The following is a 21,009-nucleotide window of genomic DNA, read 5'->3' on the forward strand; positions in this document are numbered from 1 at the left end:
TTGTCTGAAAAAGGGCAAAGTTGAGGCAAATTTGGCCAACGATCCGTTAACTATTTCCGTGATTGGTTTACGCCCAAACGGCCCTACCGAAAAGGAGGTAGCGGCCGGTCCCTGGATCAGGTCAGGCCATGCCGCGTCACCTCGAACGGACCCAATGGATAGCTTCGCCGCCGCTCGCCCCCGGTGACGGTCCGATCGATCTTGCGCATCTCGCGCGCATGTCGCTTGGCGACGCCGCTCTCGAGCGCGAGGTGCTTTCACTGTTCGCGGCGCAATCGGTCAAGCTGATCGCGGCCCTGGCCACGCTCCCACAGGATGCGCGCGAACTGGCGCACACGCTGAAGGGATCGGCGCGCGCGATCGGCGCTTTCGCTGTCGCGGATGCCGCCGCCGGGCTGGAACACGTCCTGACGAGCGGCGCCGAAACGGCGGAGCCGCTGGCGGCGCTCACTGACGCGGTCGCTCGGGCGCGGAACGCAATCCAGGCTATCCTTGGCGAGCCTTCAAACCCGAATTGATCGGCAACAAATTCACCTCAAAAGGTTTTGCGTGAGGGGGCCCGGCCGCTGGCGCTCCAGGGATCGACCCGTTATAGGGACTGCCGGGGACCTCATCCAGATCCGTATTCCGGCAGCACGAGCGATCATGGCCAAGATAACTTATGTCGACCATTCCGGGGAAAGACGCACCATCGAGGTGGAGAACGGCGCGACCGTGATGGAAGGCGCGATCCGCAATGGCATTCCGGGCATCGAGGCCGAATGCGGCGGGGCCTGCGCCTGTGCGACCTGCCATGTCTATATCGACGAAGCCTGGCGCGAGAAGGTCGGCGCACCCACACCGATGGAAGAGGACATGCTGGATTTCGGTTTCGACGTGCGGCCGAATTCGCGCCTGTCCTGCCAGATCAAGGTCACCGACGACCTTGACGGGCTCGTGGTGACGACGCCGGAACGGCAGGCCTAAAGCGCTTTCGAGCGAAGTGGACACCGGTTCGCGTGAAGAAAGCGCGTCAAAACAAGAATCTAGAACTTCGGTTCTGATTCAATCAGAAACGGAGTTCTAATCCAGTTGACTCAGATCAACGCCGCGGCGGATCCAGGGCTTTAGGTTAGCCTTCACTTCATCCGTCAGCGGAACCGGCTTGCGCGTGGTTTCGTCGATCAGCACCGTCACCGCCTGCGCTGAGGCCACGCACCGACCTTGCGAGAACACGACCTGATCGAACGTCACCGAGGTTCGTCCGAACTTCACGACGCCGAGCCCGAGCTCGATGGTGCCGGGCCAGTGCAACTCGGCGCGGAAATGAGTGTCGAGCCGCACCATGATCCAGGCGAGCCCATCCGGCACCAATCCCTTGCTGGGATCCTTCATCAGCGTGACGCGGCCGGTCTCGAAATAGCTCGCATAGACCGCATTGTTGACGTGCCCATTGGGATCGAGGTCGGCAAAGCGCACATTGTCTGACAGCCGATAGGGATAGTCCTCCAGGCGCGGCGTGGCGTCGGAACGGATCGGGGCATTCACTTGCACAATCTCCAAGGTAGTTCGCCCCGTTACAGCCTAGTTGTCGAGTTGCGGCAAGGGGTTGCCGCGGCGCTTGCCGCCCCTATTATGGCATGCCGGATCAGGCCGTCCTGGCTCGGCCGGCAGTCTTCCCATTTCGTACTCAACTGACAAAAGAAGCGGATATGAGCGAAGCGATCAAAACCGACGTGTTGATTATCGGCGCGGGTCCCTGCGGACTGTTTGCCGTGTTCGAACTGGGCCTCCTCGACATGAAGACCCATGTGGTCGACATCCTCGACAAGATCGGCGGCCAGTGCGCCGAGCTCTATCCGGAGAAGCCGATCTACGACATTCCCGGCGTTCCGCTCGTCACCGGGCAGGGGCTGACGGATTCGCTGTTGGAGCAGATCAAGCCGTTCAACCCGACCTTCCATCTGAACGAGATGGTGGAGACGATCGAGAAGATCGGTGATCCCGCTTTCCGCGTGACGACCGATGCGGGCAAGGTGTTCGAATGCAAGGTCGTGGTGATTGCCGCCGGCGGCGGATCGTTCCAGCCGAAGCGGCCACCGGTGCCGGGCATCGAAGCCTATGAAGGCAGCTCGGTGTTCTATGCCGTGCGGAAAATGGAGCAGTTCCGCGACCGGAACATCTTGATCGTCGGCGGCGGCGATTCCGCGCTCGACTGGACCCTCAACCTGCACCCGGTCGCCAAGCGCATCACGCTCCTGCATCGGCGCGACGAATTTCGCGCCGCGCCCCACAGTGTCGAGCAGATGCGCGCGCTCGTTGCCGATGGCAAGATGGACCTGAAGCTCGGTCAGGTCACCAGCCTCGAGGGTGACGGCGGCAAGCTTGCCGCGGCGACGGTGAAGGGCAACGACAACGCCATCACGAGGATCGAGTGCGATACCATACTGCCGTTCTTCGGGCTCACGATGAAGCTCGGTCCGGTCGCGAATTGGGGCGTGGCGCTGGAGAACAATCTGGTGCCGGTCGACACCGCCGCCTTCGAGACCAACGTGCCTGGCATTTTCGCGATCGGCGATATCAACACCTATCCCGGCAAGCTGAAGCTGATCCTGTCCGGCTTCCACGAGGGCGCGCTGATGTCGCAAAAGGCGCACCGCTATGTCTATCCGGACAAGCGGCTCGTGTTCCAATACACGACCTCGTCGTCGAGCCTGCAGAAGAAACTCGGGGTCAATTGATGCCAATCAACATATGATCGGCCGATCCCAGTCAAAATGTCAGCAATCAGGCCGCGGGCGATCTCTGCGGCCATCTGGATCGTTTTGCGCTGCCACTGGAACCTTCCGCGAAATGGCCGTAGTCTTCGTTCATTCCTTTGATGAATTAGTCGGGTGACGACGATGCGGAATTGGCCATTTCGATTTCGGGTATTAGTGCCGATCATCACGGCGCTCCTGCTGGCGACAGCATTGCCGGCGCAGGCTCAGCAGCCGTCGGCGGCGGGTCTGTGGCAGAAGGTCGAGGGCGGCAAGCCCGTGGTATGGGTGCTGTTCGTCGACCATAACGGTGTCTTCGAAGGCATCATGGCCAAGACGTTCCCGAAACCCGGCGAGCCTGTCACCGAGGCTTGTTCGAAATGCACTGACGACCGCAAGAACGCGCCCTTACTGGGCATTCCCTTTATCCGCAACATGAAGCGCGACGGATTGAAGTATGAGGAAGGCAACGTGCTCGATCCGCGCGACGGCAAGATCTACAGCGCCAAGATGAGCGTCAGTCCCGACGGCAAGGAATTGACGATGCGCGGCTACATCGGCATCTCGCTGTTCGGCAGGGACGAGACTTGGTACCGCCTCCCTGACACCGCGATCGCGCAACTCGATCCCGGCATCGTCGCGAAATATCTGCCGGCACAGGCGGCCGCGATGAAGCCGCCGCCTGCGGCCACGAAGAAGAACGTCGGTCCCGCCGGCATCCCTTCGCGCTAGAGCATTTTCGGTTCTGATTGAATCAGAACCGAAGCTCTAGATTCTTGTTTTGACGCGTTTTCTTCACGCGAACCGGTATTCACTTCGCTCGAAAACGCTCTAGAGCCGTTTGGAAACGCTTTAGCGTCCGCCGATCGGCTGCACCGGTTCGGAGATCACCTCGCCAACGCCGACATCGAGCCGGAGCACCGCGGCCGCTGTGGGAAGAGCGGCGTCCGCCATCGCGGCATGGCCTTCGGCGGTCGGATGCACCGCGCCGCCATAGACGGCCGACAGGACGCCCCAGGTCGCATCGTGAATGTCCGAGGGTTGCATCGAGGACGGCAGCGCCTGCGGATAGGTCATCGCGGTGAAGTAGCTGTCATTGGCGTCGCGGATCCAGCGGGCGCGCGGCAGGTAGGCGCGATATTCCGAGGCGCTACGGCCGCACATCATCGGCTGGTTGGCGGCGGAGACGATGTCAGGATTGAAGCTCTCGCCATTGGCCGCAAAGCATTGCCGGTCGAATTCCGGATCGGTGGCGGCACGCGCGCAGAAGCCATGCATCGCGAACGCGTCCTGATGGGCGTCGACGAAGCTCATGCGATCGGCGCGCGGATTGCGGCAGAGAATGCCGGACTGGCAAAGCGCCAGCGCCTTCAACGTCGGAAGAAATTCATCCTGCACATAGCCGACCACCGGAGCAAGCCGCTGCGGTGCGGCGTTGAAGGAGGGGTGGATGTCGAAGCCGGCGCGGCCGCCGGGGCAGGGGACGCCGCCGTCAGATAGCCCCGGATTGGCATAGGCCGTATAGATCACCCGCGAGAGGTCGCCGCCGACGAACGGCTTGAGCGCCTCGCGCAGCTTGGCAAAGGATTGCGGCAACGTGCGTCGCAGCGCGTCGCGGGACTCGTCGACGGACGCCATGACGCCACCGCGCCGGAACAGCGCACGCTCCGTCCCGGTGTCGACGATCACGTCGGCGACGAGGCCGGAGAAATAGATGTCGTTGGCGCCGATCGAGAGCAGGATCATGTCGAGCTGTCGATCCGGCTGGCGGCGCTTGGCTGCCGCAAGCGCATCGCGCAATTCAGCGAGCTGACCGTTGACGCTGCCCGAGCAGGTGTTGCCCTTGCTCGGCTGGCACTCGCGGGCCTGTTGCGAGCCGAACAGCCCGTCATTGATGGTTGCGCCGGTGCAGGCGAGCGGCAGGTAGGTCACGGCGATGTGCGGGTAGCGCACCGCGAGCGCGAGCGCCGTGCGTGTCTGGTAGCTGTAAAGCGAGCGATGGCAGGCCGCGTTGAACCACACCGCGCTGTGCTTCTGCCATACCGAGAGGAAGTCCGGTGCTTCGCAGGCGCGCCCGCCTTTATAGCCGGCGCGGCTCGGCCGGTAATATTGCGCGCCCGCGGTGCCGAGATAGGAGCGGAAGCAGAAGCCTTCTTCTGCCAGCGCAATCGGACGGTCCGGATTGCCCTCGCCGGAAGCGATGCTGTCGCCGAGCCCAGCGATGAAGATGTCGCGCACGGCGATCTCGGTGGAGACGCGCTGGGTCGGATCGGAGCCGGCAGAGACGTCGACGGTCGCAACGGTGGTGCGGCCATAGCGGACGCGCAGGTTCACCGGTTCGGCGCAGTCGAAGGCGGAGCTCTGCACTCCATCGCCGTCGTCGAACGACCAGGCGCAGGTGGCGCCGACCGGAATCGGCCCGACCAATCGCACCGTGATCGGATGATCCGTTGGCGTCAGGTAGCTTTCCTTGATGTTGTCGCGGGTGCAGGGCTCGTTGACGCGGCCGGCGAGGTCGATGCAGAGCCGGTTGACGGTATTGCGCGCCCAGCCGCGGCCGTCGCTCTGCAATTCCAGCGCCTGCTCGCCGGCGAGCACGCTGCGGCCGCGGCCGGCTTCGGTCTGCAACAGGAAGTCGCGTTCCTCGCGGAACAGGCGAAAGCGGTTGCGGACTTCCCACGAAATCTGCAGCGGCTGTTCGGGGGCGGTCTGCGCTTCGGCCGACTGGCTCAGCAGCCCAATCGCCAGCAGCCCGACGGAAACGATCGAACGGAACGGAATTTTGACCATGGCGCGTTTGACGGCATCGGTGGGGCAGAAATAAGAGAGCCGCGCCGAATTAGCCACAAAGAATAACGCGCCCGGATAACGTCGCTGTTACCGCTTCAGGTGCTTGATCCGGGGCCGGCTTTCGACCGATCGCCGCACGGTGGCCTCCGCGGTCTCCGCCCTGAAGGGTGGATCATTGAGCTTGCGCCGGCTGAGCCACGGCTGCACCACGTTGAGCCAGAGCTCGCGCATCCCCATGATCGAGATCGAGATGCCGAACGGGATCAGGAAATACAGGATGCGGAACACGACCAGTGTCGCCAGCAACTGCTCCTTGGAGAAGTCCGGCAGGGCCACCAGCATCGCGGCGTCGAACACGCCGATCGACCCGGGCGCGTGGCTTGCGAAGCCGAGCAGGGTGGCCAGGATGAACACCACCGCCAGCGAGACGAAATCGATATAGGGCTCGGTCGGCATCAACAGATACATCGCGAGCGCGCAGAAGCCGAGATCGACGACGCCGATCAGGATCTGGACGAGCGTCAGCTTCGCGGACGGCAATATCACCTTCCAGCCGTTCTGGCCGAGCTCGCGGCGGCCGGTGCCGGTCACGAGCCAGACCAGATAGGCGCCGATGCCGGCAAGGCAGCCCAATCCGATCAGCCGGTTCATGGCCGCCGGCAACAGGTCCATCGAGGACGCGGCGGCGGGGTGCCAGACCATGCCGATCCCAAGCACGAAGAGATTGCCGAGCCAGAAGGTCAGGCCGGAGAGGAAGCAGATCTTGGCGACATCGATCGCGGTCAGGCCATAGTCCGAATAGATGCGAAAACGGATCGCGCCGCCGGTGAAGACGGTGGCGCCGATATTGTGGCCGATGGTGTAGCTGGTGAAGCTGGACAGTGCCGCAATGCGGTAGGGGATATGGGTCTTGCCGATGGTCCGAAGCGCGAAGAAGTCGTAAAAGGTTAATGTGCAGAAGGCTCCGACCACGCACAGCGCCGCGAGCGCGATGCGATGGGGGGCGATCTCGGTCAGCGCCGTCAGGACCAGGGCGGTATCGACGCCCTTCAAGGTCCGGACCAGATGGGTCACCGCCAACGCGATGATGATAAGGCTCGCGGCGATCCCGAGCCGTTTCCAGCCGATCTTTTCCTTGAAGCCACGCCCAAGCGCGGTCAGCAGCCGATGCATTCGTCCTCCCGGCGGGGCGACATTCTTAAGAAGGCCCGTTACGTGGTCAGATGGGGTAACGGGTGACGGTCAAACGCACCGTGCCCAAGCACCCATAAGGCAAAACCGTAGATTTGTGCAGCCCTTGACAAGCCACGCTTCCGCCTTCGTTCGCGATTTCTGTCATACGCCGTACATATGTCTGGGCCTTGGAAAATGTGAGTCGCCGCCAGCGGCCCTCTCGGTTCAATTCGTCGCAGCGTTCCGCTGTTCCGAGGCCGGGTTCTTACGGATTCTCCGGAACGTCGGTCCATCCAGCCGGTTAGCGCAGGTATCGGCAAACAGAACATGGCGTCGTGCGGGGGACAAGGAGGTGGCCGCGCGTCATGTTCCCAGAACCAAGGGATACGCGCAATGGGACTGTTCAGTAAAGACATCAAGAGCATGAATGACTTGTTCGTGCACCAATTGCAGGACATCTATTACGCCGAGCAACAACTTGTGAAAGCGTTGCCGAAGATGGCCAAAAAGGCCTCCGATCCGCAGCTCAAGCAGGGCTTTTTGGCCCATCTGGATGAGACCAGGACGCATGTGCAGAGACTGGAGCAGGTGTTCCAGATGCACGGCGCCCAGGTGAAGGCGGTCGATTGTCCGGCAATCGACGGCATCATCGAGGAAGCCGACGAGGTGGCCGGAGAGGTGGATGACAAGAACGTTCTCGACGCCGCGCTGATCAACGCGGCGCAGGCCGCTGAGCATTATGAGATCGTCCGCTATGGCAGCCTGATCGCATGGGCACGGCAACTCGGCCGCAACGACTGCGCTTCCATCCTGCAGAAGACGCTGGACGAGGAAAAAATGACCGACAACAAGCTGACCTCGATCGCCGAAGGCAAGGTCAATCTCAGGGCCGCGGGCTAGATCACGATCCGGCCAGCTCGACTGGGTCATGACTCATCAGAGTGTGATCTCGGCCTAGCTGAAGCCGGTTCCGGATGGTCCGGATCATGCTCTCGGCATTTCGGATATTGAGGCAAAAAGCCGCTCCGGAATAATCCGGTGCGGCTTTTTGTACCGGTCGCCGCTCTCCGCGATCATTATTCGATCAATACCGAAGTGTATTCGTGAGATAACGGGCTATGTCTGGTGCTGGCTCTCCGTCGAGGTGATCCATGCAAAACCAGTCGCTCAGGACCCGACAATATGCGGACGCGCCGTCCGGTCCGGAAGAAAAACCGCTGCCTTCCAGGCTCGCCGCCTCGCTGACACTTGCCGCGATGAGCCTGGGCTACGGGGTGGTGCAGCTCGACGTCACCATCGTCAACACCGCGCTGCATGCGATCGGCGCCACGCTTGGCGGCGGTGTGTCCGACCTGCAATGGGTGGTGAGCGCCTACACCATCGCGTTTGCCGCTTTCATCCTGACGGCCGGCGCGCTCGGCGACCGCATCGGCGCCAAACGGGTCTTCATGACCGGTTTTGCCCTGTTCACCGCGGCGTCCCTTGCCTGTGCGCTGGCGCCGAACGCAACGGTCCTGATCGCGGCGCGCTGCATCCAGGGACTGGCGGCCGCGATCCTGGTGCCCAATTCGCTGGCGCTGCTCAGCCATGCCTATCCGGATGAGAGAGGGCGCGGCCGCGCTGTCGCGGTCTGGGCGGCCGGCGCCAGCGTGGCGCTGACGGCTGGGCCCTTTCTCGGCGGTGCACTGATTGCGCTGATCGGCTGGCGCGCGATCTTTTTGGTCAATCTGCCGATCGGCCTTGCCGGCCTCTGGCTCACCTTCCGCTACGCCGACGAGACCACGCGCTCATTCTCGCGCGAGATCGACCTGCCTGGTCAAATCGCGGCGATCGCGGCCCTCGGCACGCTTGCTGGCGCGCTTATCGAGGGCGGCGCGCGCGGCTGGCAAGATCCATTCGTGGTCTCAGGCTTTGCCGCGTCCGCGGTGCTGAGCGCGCTGTTCGCCCGGCTCGAAGCCTATGCGCTGCAACCGATGCTGCCGCTCGCACTGTTCAGGCAGCGAATGTTCACGGCGACATCGCTCGTCGGTCTTCTCGTCAACGTCGCCTATTACGGGCTGATCTTCGTGCTGAGCCTGTATTTCCAGGAGATCAATGGCCTTTCGGCATTTCAGACCGGGCTTGCCTTCGTGCCGATGATGGGCGCGGTGCTGCCCGTCAATCTGATCGCGCCGCGCATCAGCGAGCGCATCGGCGCGCCCGCGACCATCGGCAGCGGCGCTCTGCTGTCGGCCGCGGGATGTCTGGCATTGCTCGGTTTGGGGCCTGATACCTCCTATTGGGCGATCTGCGCGCAACTGGTCATGATGAGCTGCGGCCTGGGTCTCTTGGTCCCGCCGTTGACGTCGACGCTGCTCGGCAGCGTCGAGAAATCGCGCTCGGGGATTGCGGCCGGCGTGCTCAATGCGACGCGGCAGACCGGAAGTGTGCTGGGCGTCGCGCTGTTCGGCTCGCTGGTCGGTCGGTCCACGGCATTCATCGCCGGCCTGCACGCGTCGCTGCTTATCTCGGCCGGCCTGCTGGTTACTGCCGCTGCCACGATCATGCTTGGTGCCCAGCGTTGGCCGGAGAGGTGGATGACGAGAACGTGCCCACCCCCGCGCTGATCAATGCCGCGCAGAAACCGCCGAACAAAGTGAGATCGTCATCTATGCGGCTGATCGCCTGCGCACGGCAGCGAACTGAATCACGATCCGGCCAGGCTGACTGGGCTGCAGATCATTAGGGCGTGATCTTTCGGCAAACGCCTCGCGCGTCCAGCGAAAGCCGGTTTCGGATTGTCCGGATCATGCTCTAGTGTCTTTCATGGCTCGAGCGGCTTCGCGTGGAAAGCGGCACCCCTGATGTTCTCAAACGAACTCAAGATATTTCGCAAGGGGCTTTGATGTCGTTTGTTTCAACCCACCCGTTGTCCGGCGCCGCATATCTTCTGTTGGCAATTTCAGCCGCCGCACTTGTCGCTCGAAAGCAAAATTTCTCGACTTGGTTTGCGTGCCTTTCGTTGGTGGCGGCCCTCTTCGGCGGCATCGTATCGATCGAGGCAGTTTTCGCATTGGCGGCGTTTCTCGTTCTGTGTCTTTGGCACTTCAGCCTGCGCCGCGGCGACGTGGCTTTCACCTTTCCCGGCGCGACCATGTTATCCGGACTTTTGGTTGTGGCTGCAGCCGTTACATTCGCCGGTCACTTCATGCCCGGTTTTCATAATGCGAAAATCATAGATCACATGGTGATGTCTCCGGGCGGAGTGCCGTTCACGATGTACCTTGACTTCGACAAGGTGGCCGCGGCCTGGATACTGGCGCGGTGCGGGGGCTTTTTTCCCGTGGCCGCCGACTCCCAAAAATCAGCGAACGAACAGGCTGACGCACGGCGCAGTCTCGTGATCGGCGCCCTCTGTCTGGGCAGTTGCCTTGCCGTGATAATTCCGGTTTCCTTAGCCATCGGCTACATCGCATTCGACCCCAAGATCATGCCCTTCTTCTGGATCTGGGCAGCGAATAACCTCATATTCGTTGCGTTTTCAGAAGAGACTTTGTTTCGCGGGATGGTGCAGGGCAGCCTCACGGCCGGATTTACCCGTCTTGGCTGGCCCGCTTATGCTGCGTTGCTGGTAAGCGCTGGACTCTTCGGATTAGCCCATATTGCTGGAGGCTGGGCCTATGTCGCGCTGGCCGCTCTCGCAGGATTGTTCTACGGTGCAGCCTTTCTGAAAACCAACCGCCTGGAAACATCTATCGCGGTGCACTTTCTGTTGAACTTCATTCACGCGGTTTTCTTTACGTATCCTGCCCTCCACATAGACACGGTTGCCGGCATTTCGGACATTGAGACAAACGCTGCGTCGGAGCGATCCCGTGCGGCTTTCGCACGGGCGCTGCTACCGTGAAGTGGCGGGCTGCATGTGATGTTGGCTCATGGCGATCGTTCGCGCCGTGACCGGGCTCGGCAAGAGCCTGGGCATCATCACCACGGCGGAGAGGTCACACCAATGCCAGCGAGCTTAGTTCCTGCGCAGCGCGAAATGCGCGCCGCAAAACGCCATCGCACCGCCGAGGCACAGCGCGGCGAGGCCTGCCTCCACGATCGAGATGGTCGAGATCGAACTCGGTGCGGAAGCCACCTGGCCGGCGCCGGCGAGGATCAGGACGCCGACGGCGATCAGGAATTGCCGCATTCGCGGCGGGATCTCGCCGGAGACGGCGCTGTGCATCAGGTTCGCGGTGAAATAGCCGCCACAGAACGCCACCGTCGCGATCAGCCACCAGGCGATTGCCGCCCCAGCCGGCATGGATTCGTGCGTGTCGGAGCGCCACAGCCCGCCAAGATCGAGGCCGTAGCGTGTGCCCAGCATGTGCACGGCGAGCGCCAGCAGCACGCCGGAAATCATGGCGCCGCCAAGGATCAGGTGGCGTGGAAAAGAGGTCGTCTCAACCATGGTCTGCTTGTAGGATGAAGGCGGCGCGCCGCGCAAGCCGTGCGGTAGCCGTTTGCTCCGGGTTGTGGAATTGCCGACGTCATCAGCCAATAGCGCCGAGCCAGGCGAGGGCGCAGCGACGCGCTATGCCTACAAGGCATCATTGATCGGATCGGCGCATCAATTCGAATTGACCGATGCCGGCCTGTCGTGGCGCATCGCCGGCCGTTCCGGCGTCTGGCCTTATCGCGATATCTCGGCGGTCCGCCTCTCGTATCGTCCGGTGTCGATGCAGTCGCGCCGTTTCCGTGCCGATATCCAGAATGCCAATGGCGGACGCCTCGCCATCCTCTCGACCACCTGGCAGACCGCAACCCTGATGGAGCCGCAGGATCGCGGCTACCGTGCCTTCATCGAGGAGTTGCACCGGCGGCTGAAGGCGGCCGGCAGCAAGGCGGTGCTGACAGGTGGGCTCGGACCTGTGACCTATGCGGCCGCCCTCGCAGTGTTGGCGGTGCTGGCGGTCGCGATGATCGGGCTATTGCTGCGTGCATTGTACACCGGCGAATTCGTCGGCGTACTGTTCCTGATCGGCTTCGCCGTCCTGTTCGCCTGGCAGATCGGCGGCTTCGTCGGGCGCAACCGGCCGCGCAGCTACGGCTTCGATCATCTGCCGGTCAAGTTGCTCCCATAGCTTTTTGCGTACACGAAGCGAGATGATCGCAACCGAGCGCAATGAAAAGTGACTTCGCGGAATCTTTCATTCGCGGCATCGTCCTGGCTGATCGATGGGCGGGGAAATGCATGGAGGATCGAAGCGCACGCATTCCGACCGAGGCGGAGATTGCCGAGATCAATGCGAGGCATCTGATCCACACATCCCTCAAACCGGCCGATCTCCTGTTCGTATTCGGCACACGCGAAGACGTCGATCTACGTGTCGGCGAGGCTTGTCGGCTCTGGCGTGAGGGTTTCTTCTGTTGGTCGATCGTCAGTGGCGGGGTGACGCCGGGCTCTCATCTTTCCGAATGCGAAATCATCAAGGCCGAGATGGTCGCACATGGCGTCCCGGCCGAAATCATTCTCGAAGAACATTGCGCGATGAATACCGGCGAGAACGTGATCCTTTCTCTGCCCATCATCGATGCGGCATTGGGTTTGGAAAATATCCGCAGCGTCATCTGCCTTGGTAATAGCTGGACCTCGCGGCGCTATCCGATGACGCTGCAGCGGCATTGGCCGGAGGTCGAGAAGATGCTGGTGACGGTCGACAGTTTTTCCACGCCGCGCTCGCAGTGGCACACTGATCCGGAATTTCGCCGCAGCGTGCTGCGCGAGTGGGACAAGATCGAGCCATATAAGGCTAAAGGCTTCATCGCGGAATGGCCGGTCGCGTAAGACGCGCGGCTCTATTCGGTCGCGTCGAAATCCTCTTCCTTCGCGATCAAGATGCCCGATAGGGCTCGGAGCCCGGTTTCGAGCTGCTCCAGCGTCGGCGCGCCCAGCGCCAGGCGGACCGCGTTGGGGGCATGTCCCGGAGCGACCGCGAAGGTCGTCGACGGCGTCAATGCGATGTCGCGCCGGGCGGCGGCCGCGACGAAAGTCTGCGAGCGCCAATGCGCCGGCAATGTCAGCCAGAGATGATAGGCCTTGGGATTGGCCTGGATTTCGAAACCGGTGAGCAATTTCGCGGCCATCTGCTGGCGGCGCGCCGCATCGATCCGCTTCAGCCGCGTGAGCTCGGACACGGTGCCGTCGCTCATCAATCGCTGACCGGCCGCAAATGCATAGCCCGATGCCGTCCATCCGCCGGAGCGGACGGACGCCATGATGATCTCGCGCAGCCGTGGCGGCGGAACGATGAAGCCGAGCGCAAGTCCCGGCGCGACCTTCTTCGAGAGGCTGTCGAGCACGATGCAGCGGTCGGGAGAAAGCACAGCGAGCGGCGCCTCATCGTCGAGAAAACCGTAGACCGTGTCCTCGATGATGGTGAGGTCGAGCTTTTCGACGACCCGCAGCAGGTCGGCGCGCCGGGCGGCCGGCATCGTGATGCCCAGCGGGTTTTGAATGGTCGGCTGCAGATAGAGCGCCGATAGGTGCGCCTCGCGGTGCGCTTTCTGCACTGCATCGGGCCGCACGCCATGCGCGTCCATCGCGAGCGGCACCAGCGTCACGCCAAGCCGCACCGCGATGCCCTTGATGAAGGGATAGGTCAGCGCCTCGACGCCGCAGCGCCCGCCCGGCGGCACCAGCGCGGCGAGCGCCGCAGCAATGCATTGCCTGCCATTGGCGGTGAACACGATCTGCTCGGCGCTTGGAGACCAGTCCTTGCGGGCGAGGAACGCCGCCGAAACCTGTCGCACGGCTTGCGTGCCTGTGCTTGTCGCGGGGCGCAATGCGGCCTCGAGCGCCTCCGCTCGCTCCAACCCCTCCAGGCTTTTCGCGATCATCGCCGCCTGTTGCGGCAGCAGCGGATAGTTGAATTCCATGTCGATGCGCGAGCCATGCGCCTCGACTGACGCCGCGATGCCGCGCCGCGCGTCGCCGGAGATGAAGGTGCCGCGGCCGACTTCGCCGACGACGAGGCCGCGCCGCAACAGCTCGGTGTAGACCCGGCTCGCGGTCGACACTGCGATCTTCCGCTCATAGGCAAAGCTGCGTTGTGGCGGCAGGCGGTCGCCAGCTTTCAGCGCGCCACCAGCTATCTCGGCAGCAATGGCGTCGGCAAGCCGCAAATATTCGAACTTCGACATAATTGCACCGAGGACAATGTTTCTCTTGAACCGAGATAATTACCGGATCATTTAGAGGGTATCAACCTTGCGATTGTACTGAGGGTGCGCAAGCAATCCGAAGTCAATGACGGCGCTGCGGTCAGCATTTGCGCCTACGGCGTCGCTTTGCCGCGCGGGAGACGCCGGAGAGAAGACGATGTCGACGCTATCCTCAGCCGCAGGCCGGCCCGCGCAGCCGGGCTCATCAGGCGGACTGATCCGCTGGGTCGAAGCGGGCGCGCACGCGCTGCTCGGTTATCTGGATCGCCGCGCCGCCATCAAGAAACTTCGTGGATTGGATGACCGCGCGCTGCGCGACATCGGAATCTCACGCTGCCAGATCGAGGCCGCCGTCGGCGGCGCGCTCAACCCGGTGATGGGGAAATTCCCATAGATCGCGGGCTGGAGCATGATTCGGAAAAGTGGAAACCGGTTTTCCCTCGCGACAAACGCGAAGCGTTTGCGCGGAGATCATGCTCAAACGAAGAGCTAAAGCGGGAAGACGGTTCGACGAAAAGTCATCACGCTTTAGTGCCGAACCACCAGCACCGAGCATTTCGCATAGCGCACCACATGGCCGGCATTGGAGCCGAGGAAGTATGTGCGCATCGCCGGCCGGTGCGAGGTCATCACGATCAGGTCGGCGTGCATTGCCGCCGCTTCCTCGAGGATCTCGTGATAGATGCCGCCCTGTCGCACTACGCTCGATATGCGCGATGGCTCGATGCCGCTTTCGCGTGCCACGATCGCGAGCGCTTCCTCGGAGGTCTGCCGCTGCTGGGTATCGAAATCGGCCGGCACATATTCGGCCAGCATCACCGGTGTCATTGGCAGCACATTGAGCAGGCGTACCGCACCCTTCCAGTTTTCCGCGAGCGTCGCGGCCGTCGCGATCGCAGGCTTCGCCAACTCGGTGTCGGCCAAATCGATCGGCACCAGAATGGACTTGAACATCCACGCCTCCTGTCCGCTCAACATTGACACGGCAAGCGGCGATTTCCGCGCCGGCTGCCTTGACTCTAGTTTTGACGCGTTTTCTTCACGCGAACCGGGATCCACTTCGCTCGAAAACGCTCTAGTCGTCCGAAGTCTGCTTCAATAGTTTCGGGCTGACAAATTGTACGAGCTTGCCGCGGCGGAACGCCACGTCAGTCCAGTCGTGCGTCGGGAAGTCGAAGATCGCAAGGCCGGAGGTCGGCAAATTGTGATCGAGCGCCTTCTTCGCATGCGCATCACCGCTGCCAATGAGGGTGAGGGCGAGTTCATGCATGCCGGGATTGTGACCAACCAGCATCAGCCGTTTGGGGTCGCTGACCGAAGCCATGCGAATCGTGTGCAACAACTCGGTCGGATCGGCGCCGTAGAGTTCCGGCAGGAATTCGACCTCCGGCCGCGGCACGAGCCCTTTCATCGCCTCCCAGGCGACTTCCCAGGTCTGATGCGCCCGGACAGCGGGCGAGACCAGCACGCGGTCGGGGAACGGCGGATGCCGGCCGATCCAGGCGCCGATCTCCGCTGCATCGCGGTGGCCGCGCTCGTCGAGCCGGCGGTCGTGATCCTGGCCCGTGGGCGATTCGGTTTCGGTCTTGGCGTGACGCAACAGCATCAAACGGCGCATGGCGCAATTCTCAATTCGACGTGTTCTGGATTAATCTACATGCTCATGCCCGCGGCAAGGTGACAAGCCGTGTTGCGGTCCGTAAGAAAACGACATGAGCGAGACTTCCACAAGTCTGATCGACGATCCTGATGCTGCGATGCCGTTCCCCTCGCGCCTTTCGGCCGATCTGGACGTCGATGTCTGCGTGGTCGGGGCCGGGCTTGCCGGGTTGACGGTGGCACGGGAAGCGGCGCGGCTTGGCGCCAGTGTCGCGGTGCTCGAGGGCCGCCAGGTCGGATGGAACGCTTCCGGCAACCAACTCGGCACGGTGATGCCGGGCTTCAATCTTCCGGTGTCCGACCTGATCGAGCGCGTCGGTCTGGAGGACGCTCGCGAACTCTGGGCGCTGTCGAAGGCGGGCGCGGATTACGTTCGCGCGACCGCGACCGAGGACATGATTCCGGGCATCGCGTTGAGCGAGGGCGCGCTGCAGGTTTCGACCGTCGATATCGGCAAGACCCTGATCAGCCGGCTGCAGACGCTGGCACAGGATTTCGAGACCGAGGTCGAGGGCTGGCAGGTCGACCGTGTGCGCAGCACCATCAGGACCAACCGCTATTTCCACGGCATCTACTATCCCAATGCGTTCCAGGTCGACGGCCGCAAATATGTGCATGGCTTGGCGGCGCTGGCGCAGCGGGCAGGGGCGCGCATCTTCGAGGATACGCCGGTAGTCAGCATCGACTTCTCCGGTATCCGCAAGCGCATCGTCACGCCTTCTGCGCGTTTGCGCGCGAACCATATCGTGCTCGCTGGCAACGTGCATCTCGGCGCGCCGCTCCAGCGCTTGTCGGACACGCTGGTGCCGGTGTGGCGCTATGCGGCGGTGAGCGAGCCGCTTGGCGAGCGGCTCGCGGAGGCGCTCACCTTTCACGGCTCGGTCATGGACAGCGACGGCATCGATCATTTCTGCATCGTCGATGGCGACCGGCTGATGTGGGCGAGCCCGGAGACGACGTGGAATGCGAAGCCGCAGCGTTTCGCTTCCGCCATCCAACGCCGCATCGCGACCATCTTTCCGCAACTCGGCAAGGTGAGGATCGACGATGTCTTCGGCGGCGCAGTTGGCGTGACCGTGCACGGCATGCCGCAGATCGGCGAATTGCGCAAAGGCCTTTGGGTCGCAAGCGGCTTTGGCCGGCAGGGCATGAACACCTCGGCGATGGCAGGGGTATTGATCGCGCGCAGCATCCTGTGGGGCGATGAACGCTGGCGCCTGTTCTCGCCGTTCGAACTGGTCTGGGCGGGTGGGACGACCGGCCGCGTCGCGGCGCATCTGATCAGCCTTTGGGGGCGGGGGGCCTCCGCCGCCGCCAACGTACTGGCGCGCTATCGGGAAGGTCTGCGCGCCAAAGAGCGCATCCGCAACGCACGTCTCGCCGAGGCCAATCGCCAGGCAGGCACCCTGCCGCGGCCGCCGCGCCGCCGACCGCCGCCCGGCGGCCAACGGACCGTACACCCGCAACCGCCCGCGCCGCAGGATCCGTATGGCTCAAGCTCGCAGAAAAGTGAGGAGCTCAGGGACTGACCGGTGTAACGTTCCCACCGGGTGATCGTACCTGACAGCGAACAATCGTCATCCGCCTCTACGGAGACCATCATGATTGACCGCCGTTTCCTGCTCGCTTCCGTTGCCGGCCTGTTCAGCTTCGCCGCCTTCCGCTGGCTGCGCGGCTCGCCGGCGGAGGCCGCCGAGAAATTCGAGATCCAGAAGACCGACGCCGAGTGGCGCGCGCAGCTCACACCGCAGCAATACGACATCCTGCGCAAGCAGGGCACGGAGCGGCCCTGGTCTAGCCCGCTCTTGAAGGAGCATCGCAAGGGCATCTTCGCCTGCGCGGGCTGCGATCTGCCGCTGTTCTCCTCCGACACCAAGTTCGAAAGCGGCACCGGCTGGCCGAGTTTCTATCAGCCGCTCGAAAACGCCGTCGGCACCACCGAGGATCGCACCTTTGGCATGGCACGCACGGAGGTGCATTGCCGTCGCTGCGGCGGCCATCTCGGCCACGTGTTTGACGACGGTCCTAAGCCGACGGGTCTGCGCTACTGCATGGATGGTTTTGCGCTGGTCTTCCACCCGGCGACAGCGTCAGCCACCTGAATCTATCTTCATCACGCAAGATGTAACGAACACAAAAAAGGCCTCCGTTCCGGAGGCCTTTTTCTTGATCAGGCGATCGCCTCACGCCGACTTGCGTTCGTCTTCCAGCGCGGGAGCATCGAGCTTCCTCGCGCTCTCCAGCAGCGCCTCTTCGTGCGCGATCAGCTTCTTCGATTCCTTCAGCGCGTGATAGAGGTCGCCGTTGAGGATGTGGTTGTTGATGCCTTCGATGAAGGGCCAGCCGCTGGGCATCGCCGTGATGATGTCGCGCACCAGGCTGAAATAGGTCGGGTGGTGCGCCATTGGGTCGGGTGAGAGATACATCAGCTGCACTGCGAGATAGACCAGCTTGGCCGGCGTGTCGGCCGTCTCCGGCGTCAGGATGTCCTTCTCGCGCAGGATCGGAATCTTGTCGCCATCGATCAGGAGGCGAGCCCGCTGATCGGTGTTGGTGACCACGCAGGAGCCGATGATGATCCGCTCGTTCGGCTTCAGCTCGACCTTCAATGCCATTCCCGTTCTCCTTTGCCGCCATCCGCGCGATGCGTCGTTGCGACGAAATCGAATCATGTCTGGCTCGCATGGGCCGTTAAGACCGATGGCGGCCGATCGCGCCGCAATCCTTTCCGATCATGGTTAACGGTCGGTAAACGCCGTCACTGCCGAGCTTGCCCTTCCATCCGAAGGTGCAGCCAATTCAGTAGTATTCCGGAGGATCCGTTCCATTGTGTAGTATTTTCGCGCTGTTACGTGGCCTGAAACGCGATCGAAGGGATTCATTTTTTCTTAGGACACTTGGTTCCAAGGTGAGCCGTCATCCGATCAAAAACGATTGGAAGCGACGTGTTCCTGTTTCACACCAGAAAGGTATGAAAAATGTCCGGTATTGTCCTTTCGTCATCGGTTCGCCAGAACCTGCTCTCGCTGCAGTCGACAGCCGATCTGCTCGCCACCACCCAAAGCCGCCTGTCCACCGGCAAGAAGGTCAACTCGGCCCTCGATAACCCGACCAACTATTTCACAGCCGCCGCGCTCGACAACCGCGCCAGCGACATCAACAACCTGCTCGATGGCATCGGCAACGGCGTGCAGGTGCTGCAGGCGGCGAACACCGGTATCACCTCGCTGCAAAAGCTGGTCGACAGCGCCAAGTCGGTCGCGACCCAGGCATTGCAGTCGACCGTCGGCTACTCCGCAAAGTCCAGCGTGAGCGTCAAGATCAACGGCGCCACCGCCTCGAACCTGCTCGGCACCGGCGCGGCGATCGATACGACGGTCCAGGGGACGCTCGCGGTCAACAACAACCTGACGAGCTATAGCGCGAACTCGGCGGACGGCACGGTCGTCAACGCCACGCACCAGACCGCCTACAACAATAGCTTGGCCACCCTGGGTACCCAGATCAATGCCGCGACGGTCGCCGGCTCGGCCCTCAACACCGCGGCTGGCGGCAATCTGGCCGTCAACGATAGCTTCTCGATCAACGGCAAGACGATCACCTTCACGGCCTCGGGCGCCGCGGCGGCCGATGCCGGCGGCAACTACACGATCGGTATCGATCAGACGCTGGGCGACGTGCTGGATGCGATCGACACGATCACTGGCAATACTGGTACTGGCGCCGCCGTTGCATCCAGCATCTCTGGCGGCGCGATCCAGCTCAGCACTGGTCTTGCCCACGACATCAACATCGAGGACGGCACCGGCGGTGCGGCCGGCACGCTTGCCAAGCTCGGCCTTTCGGCGACCACGCAGGACGTGAACCGTACTGGCGGCACCATCAACAGCACGACCCCGATCACCTCGGCGACCAAGCTCTCGGGCCCCCAGCTCCCTGGTAGCACAGACGCCCTGGTCGGCGCCGGCGCAGCGTTCACCAACACCGACGTCCTCGTGATCAACGGCAAGACGATCGCATTCAACAGCGGCGGCGGCACGTCCGGTACGGTAGGCAATAACGATCTTTCGATCGACGTAACCACCGGGACGATCGGCGATATCCTTACGGCCATCAACCAGGCTTCGGGCGGCACCGCAAGCGTCGGAACCGGTGCCGATGCCGGCAAGATCCATATCCTGACCAGCGCCACGCAGGACGTGGACTTCGCGGGCTCCAATGCTGCCACCCTGGCCAAGCTTGGGCTTAGCGGCCTCACCGACAACAAGGTGAGCCGCACGCCCACGGCGGGCGCCGTGCAGATCACCGGTGCTACCAAGCTGTCGGGCACCGCAGCCGCAGCCAGCGACGCGATCACCACCGGTTTCCAGACCGGCGATACGATCACAATCAATGGCCAGACCATCACCTTCGTGGACAACGGCGCCGCCGACAACAACCACATCAACAAGGACGACAGCATCGATACGCTGCTGCACAAGATCGACGCGTTGACCGGTGCCCCCGCGAACTCCTCGTCGGTGTCCGGCGGCCAGATCACACTGCATACCGGTACCACGAGCGATCTGACGATCACCAGCTCGAACACGGCAGCGATGGCGGCCCTCGGCTTTGCGGGCCCGATCAGCAAGGTCCGTGACCACGGCCCGTCGCCGCTCGATGGCCAAACGCTGTCGATCGGCTCCACCGGCGGCGGGACCGCGACCAGCATCACCTTCGGTGGTACTGGTCCGGGCCACGTGACCTCGTTGAACGACCTCAACGCGGAGCTGAAGTCGAACAACCTCCAGGCGACGCTGGCTCAGGACGGCACGCTGACGATCACCACCGCAAACGACGCGGCTTCCGCGACGATCGGCTTGATCAGCGGCACCGCGGCCGTCTCGGGCCAGTTGTTCTTCGGCAAGACCCCGAGCGATCCGGTGGTCGATGCGTCGGCGAGCGCCGCCCGCGACGATCTGGTCAACCAGTACAACAACATCCTGGACCAGATCACGACCACGGCGCAGGACGCCTCCTTCAACGGCGTCAACCTGCTCACCGGCGACACGCTGCGGCTGACCTTCAACGAAACCGGCAAGTCGACGCTGGCGATCTCCGGCGTCAACTTCAACTCCGCGGGCCTCGGCCTTGCAGCGCTGTCTTCCGGCGACTTCAAGGACAACGACTCCGTGCAGAAGGTCGTGAGCGGCCTCACCAACGCCTCGAGCACGCTGCGCGCTCAGGCGTCGTCGTTCGGTTCGAACCTGTCGATCGTGCAGATCCGTCAGGACTTCTCCAAGAACCTGATCAACGTGCTGCAGACCGGCTCGTCCAACCTGACGCTGGCCGACACCAACGAGGAAGCGGCCAACAGCCAGGCGCTGTCGACCCGCCAGTCGATCGCGGTGTCCGCGCTCGCGCTCGCCAACCAGAGCCAGCAGAGCGTGCTCCAGCTGCTCCGCTAAGCGTAGCCGCATCA

21 protein-coding genes are annotated in these 21,009 nt (G+C 62.9%); 13 read left to right on the top strand and 8 right to left on the bottom strand.

What is annotated here, in order from left to right; translation table 11 throughout:
- Positions 1–128: 128 nt before the first annotated feature.
- Complete coding sequence (locus K288_RS0113080; RefSeq protein WP_027579955.1) at positions 129–518, top strand: Hpt domain-containing protein; 390 nt, start codon at positions 129–131, stop codon at positions 516–518.
- A gap of 127 nt (positions 519–645) precedes the next feature.
- Positions 646–966, top strand: a complete 321-nt coding sequence (locus K288_RS0113085; RefSeq protein ID WP_027579956.1) for a 2Fe-2S iron-sulfur cluster-binding protein — start codon at positions 646–648, stop codon at positions 964–966.
- Between the two features lie 96 nt (positions 967–1,062).
- Here K288_RS0113085 and K288_RS0113090 read toward each other — a convergent pair whose 3' ends face one another.
- Positions 1,063–1,527 carry a thioesterase family protein gene (locus K288_RS0113090; protein ID WP_027579957.1) on the bottom strand — a complete coding sequence of 155 codons (465 nt, stop codon included), beginning with the start codon at positions 1,525–1,527 and terminating at the stop codon, positions 1,063–1,065.
- Positions 1,528–1,691: 164 nt separating this feature from the next.
- Between K288_RS0113090 and K288_RS0113095 the strand changes: the two genes are divergently transcribed.
- Both K288_RS0113095 and K288_RS0113100 read left to right on the top strand, forming a co-directional pair.
- A complete protein-coding gene (locus K288_RS0113095; protein ID WP_027579958.1) occupies positions 1,692–2,720 on the top strand; it encodes an NAD(P)/FAD-dependent oxidoreductase in 1,029 nt (342 codons plus the stop codon).
- Positions 2,721–2,882: 162 nt separating this feature from the next.
- The gene (locus K288_RS0113100; RefSeq protein ID WP_027579959.1) at positions 2,883–3,470 is read left to right on the top strand and encodes a DUF2147 domain-containing protein; all 588 of its coding nucleotides are present in this window, start codon (positions 2,883–2,885) and stop codon (positions 3,468–3,470) included.
- 120 nt (positions 3,471–3,590) lie between these two features.
- Here K288_RS0113100 and K288_RS0113105 read toward each other — a convergent pair whose 3' ends face one another.
- The gene (locus tag K288_RS0113105; protein WP_043159764.1) at positions 3,591–5,528 is read right to left on the bottom strand and encodes a hypothetical protein; all 1,938 of its coding nucleotides are present in this window, start codon (positions 5,526–5,528) and stop codon (positions 3,591–3,593) included.
- A gap of 87 nt (positions 5,529–5,615) precedes the next feature.
- Entirely contained in the window at positions 5,616–6,701 is a 1,086-nt protein-coding gene (locus tag K288_RS0113110) for a YbhN family protein (RefSeq protein ID WP_027579961.1), read from the bottom strand.
- Positions 6,702–7,094: 393 nt separating this feature from the next.
- Here K288_RS0113110 and K288_RS0113115 point away from each other — a divergent pair, with 393 nt between their 5' ends.
- From K288_RS0113115 to K288_RS0113125, 3 genes are all read left to right on the top strand, one after another.
- Entirely contained in the window at positions 7,095–7,601 is a 507-nt protein-coding gene (locus tag K288_RS0113115) for a ferritin-like domain-containing protein (RefSeq protein WP_027579962.1), read from the top strand.
- 251 nt (positions 7,602–7,852) lie between these two features.
- Positions 7,853–9,307, top strand: coding sequence for an MFS transporter (locus K288_RS45430; RefSeq protein ID WP_084799583.1), 1,455 nt, complete (start codon positions 7,853–7,855; stop codon positions 9,305–9,307).
- A gap of 218 nt (positions 9,308–9,525) precedes the next feature.
- Positions 9,526–10,587 (top strand): CPBP family intramembrane glutamic endopeptidase, encoded by a 1,062-nt coding sequence (locus K288_RS0113125; protein ID WP_152535500.1) that lies wholly within the window; start codon positions 9,526–9,528, stop codon positions 10,585–10,587.
- A gap of 114 nt (positions 10,588–10,701) precedes the next feature.
- Here the strand turns inward: K288_RS0113125 and K288_RS0113130 are convergent, their stop codons facing one another.
- The gene (locus tag K288_RS0113130) at positions 10,702–11,136 is read right to left on the bottom strand and encodes a hypothetical protein (RefSeq protein ID WP_027579964.1); all 435 of its coding nucleotides are present in this window, start codon (positions 11,134–11,136) and stop codon (positions 10,702–10,704) included.
- Between the two features lie 70 nt (positions 11,137–11,206).
- Between K288_RS0113130 and K288_RS0113135 the strand changes: the two genes are divergently transcribed.
- Positions 11,207–11,809: a hypothetical protein gene (locus tag K288_RS0113135; protein ID WP_043159786.1), complete on the top strand. Its 603-nt coding sequence runs from the start codon at positions 11,207–11,209 to the stop codon at positions 11,807–11,809.
- A gap of 110 nt (positions 11,810–11,919) precedes the next feature.
- Positions 11,920–12,513: a YdcF family protein gene (locus K288_RS0113140; RefSeq protein WP_027579966.1), complete on the top strand. Its 594-nt coding sequence runs from the start codon at positions 11,920–11,922 to the stop codon at positions 12,511–12,513.
- 11 nt (positions 12,514–12,524) lie between these two features.
- Here the strand turns inward: K288_RS0113140 and K288_RS0113145 are convergent, their stop codons facing one another.
- Entirely contained in the window at positions 12,525–13,868 is a 1,344-nt protein-coding gene (locus tag K288_RS0113145; RefSeq protein ID WP_027579967.1) for a PLP-dependent aminotransferase family protein, read from the bottom strand.
- Positions 13,869–14,046: 178 nt separating this feature from the next.
- Here K288_RS0113145 and K288_RS0113150 point away from each other — a divergent pair, with 178 nt between their 5' ends.
- Positions 14,047–14,283, top strand: coding sequence for a DUF1127 domain-containing protein (locus K288_RS0113150; protein WP_027579968.1), 237 nt, complete (start codon positions 14,047–14,049; stop codon positions 14,281–14,283).
- A gap of 134 nt (positions 14,284–14,417) precedes the next feature.
- Here the strand turns inward: K288_RS0113150 and K288_RS0113155 are convergent, their stop codons facing one another.
- Positions 14,418–14,843: a universal stress protein gene (locus K288_RS0113155; protein ID WP_027579969.1), complete on the bottom strand. Its 426-nt coding sequence runs from the start codon at positions 14,841–14,843 to the stop codon at positions 14,418–14,420.
- 121 nt (positions 14,844–14,964) lie between these two features.
- Positions 14,965–15,507, bottom strand: a complete 543-nt coding sequence (locus K288_RS0113160; protein WP_027579970.1) for a histidine phosphatase family protein — start codon at positions 15,505–15,507, stop codon at positions 14,965–14,967.
- Positions 15,508–15,601: 94 nt separating this feature from the next.
- On the opposite strand from K288_RS0113160, the gene K288_RS0113165 reads away from it, so the two are divergent.
- Both K288_RS0113165 and msrB read left to right on the top strand, forming a co-directional pair.
- A complete protein-coding gene (locus tag K288_RS0113165) occupies positions 15,602–17,077 on the top strand; it encodes an FAD-binding oxidoreductase (protein ID WP_027579971.1) in 1,476 nt (491 codons plus the stop codon).
- 72 nt (positions 17,078–17,149) lie between these two features.
- Complete coding sequence (gene msrB, locus K288_RS0113170; protein WP_027579972.1) at positions 17,150–17,650, top strand: peptide-methionine (R)-S-oxide reductase MsrB; 501 nt, start codon at positions 17,150–17,152, stop codon at positions 17,648–17,650.
- An 81-nt stretch (positions 17,651–17,731) separates the two neighbouring features.
- Here msrB and flbT read toward each other — a convergent pair whose 3' ends face one another.
- Positions 17,732–18,163, bottom strand: coding sequence for a flagellar biosynthesis repressor FlbT (flbT, locus tag K288_RS0113175; RefSeq protein ID WP_027579973.1), 432 nt, complete (start codon positions 18,161–18,163; stop codon positions 17,732–17,734).
- A 363-nt stretch (positions 18,164–18,526) separates the two neighbouring features.
- Between flbT and K288_RS0113180 the strand changes: the two genes are divergently transcribed.
- Complete coding sequence (locus K288_RS0113180; protein ID WP_027579974.1) at positions 18,527–20,995, top strand: flagellin; 2,469 nt, start codon at positions 18,527–18,529, stop codon at positions 20,993–20,995.
- Positions 20,996–21,009: the final 14 nt, after the last annotated feature.

Source organism: Bradyrhizobium sp. Ai1a-2 (assembly GCF_000426245.1).
Lineage (GTDB): Bacteria > Pseudomonadota > Alphaproteobacteria > Rhizobiales > Xanthobacteraceae > Bradyrhizobium.

What these genes read in the sequence shown, in the direction of transcription:
- K288_RS0113100 (WP_027579959.1), top strand. Translation starts at nt 2,883, where the DNA reads ATGCGGAATTGGCCATTTCGATTTCGGGTATTAGTGCCGATCATCACG.
- K288_RS0113085 (WP_027579956.1), top strand. Translation starts at nt 646, where the DNA reads ATGGCCAAGATAACTTATGTCGACCATTCCGGGGAAAGACGCACCATC.
- msrB (WP_027579972.1), top strand. Translation starts at nt 17,150, where the DNA reads ATGATTGACCGCCGTTTCCTGCTCGCTTCCGTTGCCGGCCTGTTCAGC.
- K288_RS0113165 (WP_027579971.1), top strand. Translation starts at nt 15,602, where the DNA reads ATGAGCGAGACTTCCACAAGTCTGATCGACGATCCTGATGCTGCGATG.
- K288_RS0113105 (WP_043159764.1), bottom strand. Translation starts at nt 5,528, where the DNA reads ATGGTCAAAATTCCGTTCCGTTCGATCGTTTCCGTCGGGCTGCTGGCG.
- K288_RS0113130 (WP_027579964.1), bottom strand. Translation starts at nt 11,136, where the DNA reads ATGGTTGAGACGACCTCTTTTCCACGCCACCTGATCCTTGGCGGCGCC.
- flbT (WP_027579973.1), bottom strand. Translation starts at nt 18,163, where the DNA reads ATGGCATTGAAGGTCGAGCTGAAGCCGAACGAGCGGATCATCATCGGC.
- K288_RS0113080 (WP_027579955.1), top strand. Translation starts at nt 129, where the DNA reads ATGCCGCGTCACCTCGAACGGACCCAATGGATAGCTTCGCCGCCGCTC.
- K288_RS0113150 (WP_027579968.1), top strand. Translation starts at nt 14,047, where the DNA reads ATGTCGACGCTATCCTCAGCCGCAGGCCGGCCCGCGCAGCCGGGCTCA.
- K288_RS0113180 (WP_027579974.1), top strand. Translation starts at nt 18,527, where the DNA reads ATGTCCGGTATTGTCCTTTCGTCATCGGTTCGCCAGAACCTGCTCTCG.
- K288_RS0113160 (WP_027579970.1), bottom strand. Translation starts at nt 15,507, where the DNA reads ATGCGCCGTTTGATGCTGTTGCGTCACGCCAAGACCGAAACCGAATCG.
- K288_RS0113115 (WP_027579962.1), top strand. Translation starts at nt 7,095, where the DNA reads ATGGGACTGTTCAGTAAAGACATCAAGAGCATGAATGACTTGTTCGTG.
- K288_RS0113140 (WP_027579966.1), top strand. Translation starts at nt 11,920, where the DNA reads ATGGAGGATCGAAGCGCACGCATTCCGACCGAGGCGGAGATTGCCGAG.
- K288_RS0113110 (WP_027579961.1), bottom strand. Translation starts at nt 6,701, where the DNA reads ATGCATCGGCTGCTGACCGCGCTTGGGCGTGGCTTCAAGGAAAAGATC.
- K288_RS0113095 (WP_027579958.1), top strand. Translation starts at nt 1,692, where the DNA reads ATGAGCGAAGCGATCAAAACCGACGTGTTGATTATCGGCGCGGGTCCC.
- K288_RS0113155 (WP_027579969.1), bottom strand. Translation starts at nt 14,843, where the DNA reads ATGTTCAAGTCCATTCTGGTGCCGATCGATTTGGCCGACACCGAGTTG.
- K288_RS0113145 (WP_027579967.1), bottom strand. Translation starts at nt 13,868, where the DNA reads ATGTCGAAGTTCGAATATTTGCGGCTTGCCGACGCCATTGCTGCCGAG.
- K288_RS45430 (WP_084799583.1), top strand. Translation starts at nt 7,853, where the DNA reads ATGCAAAACCAGTCGCTCAGGACCCGACAATATGCGGACGCGCCGTCC.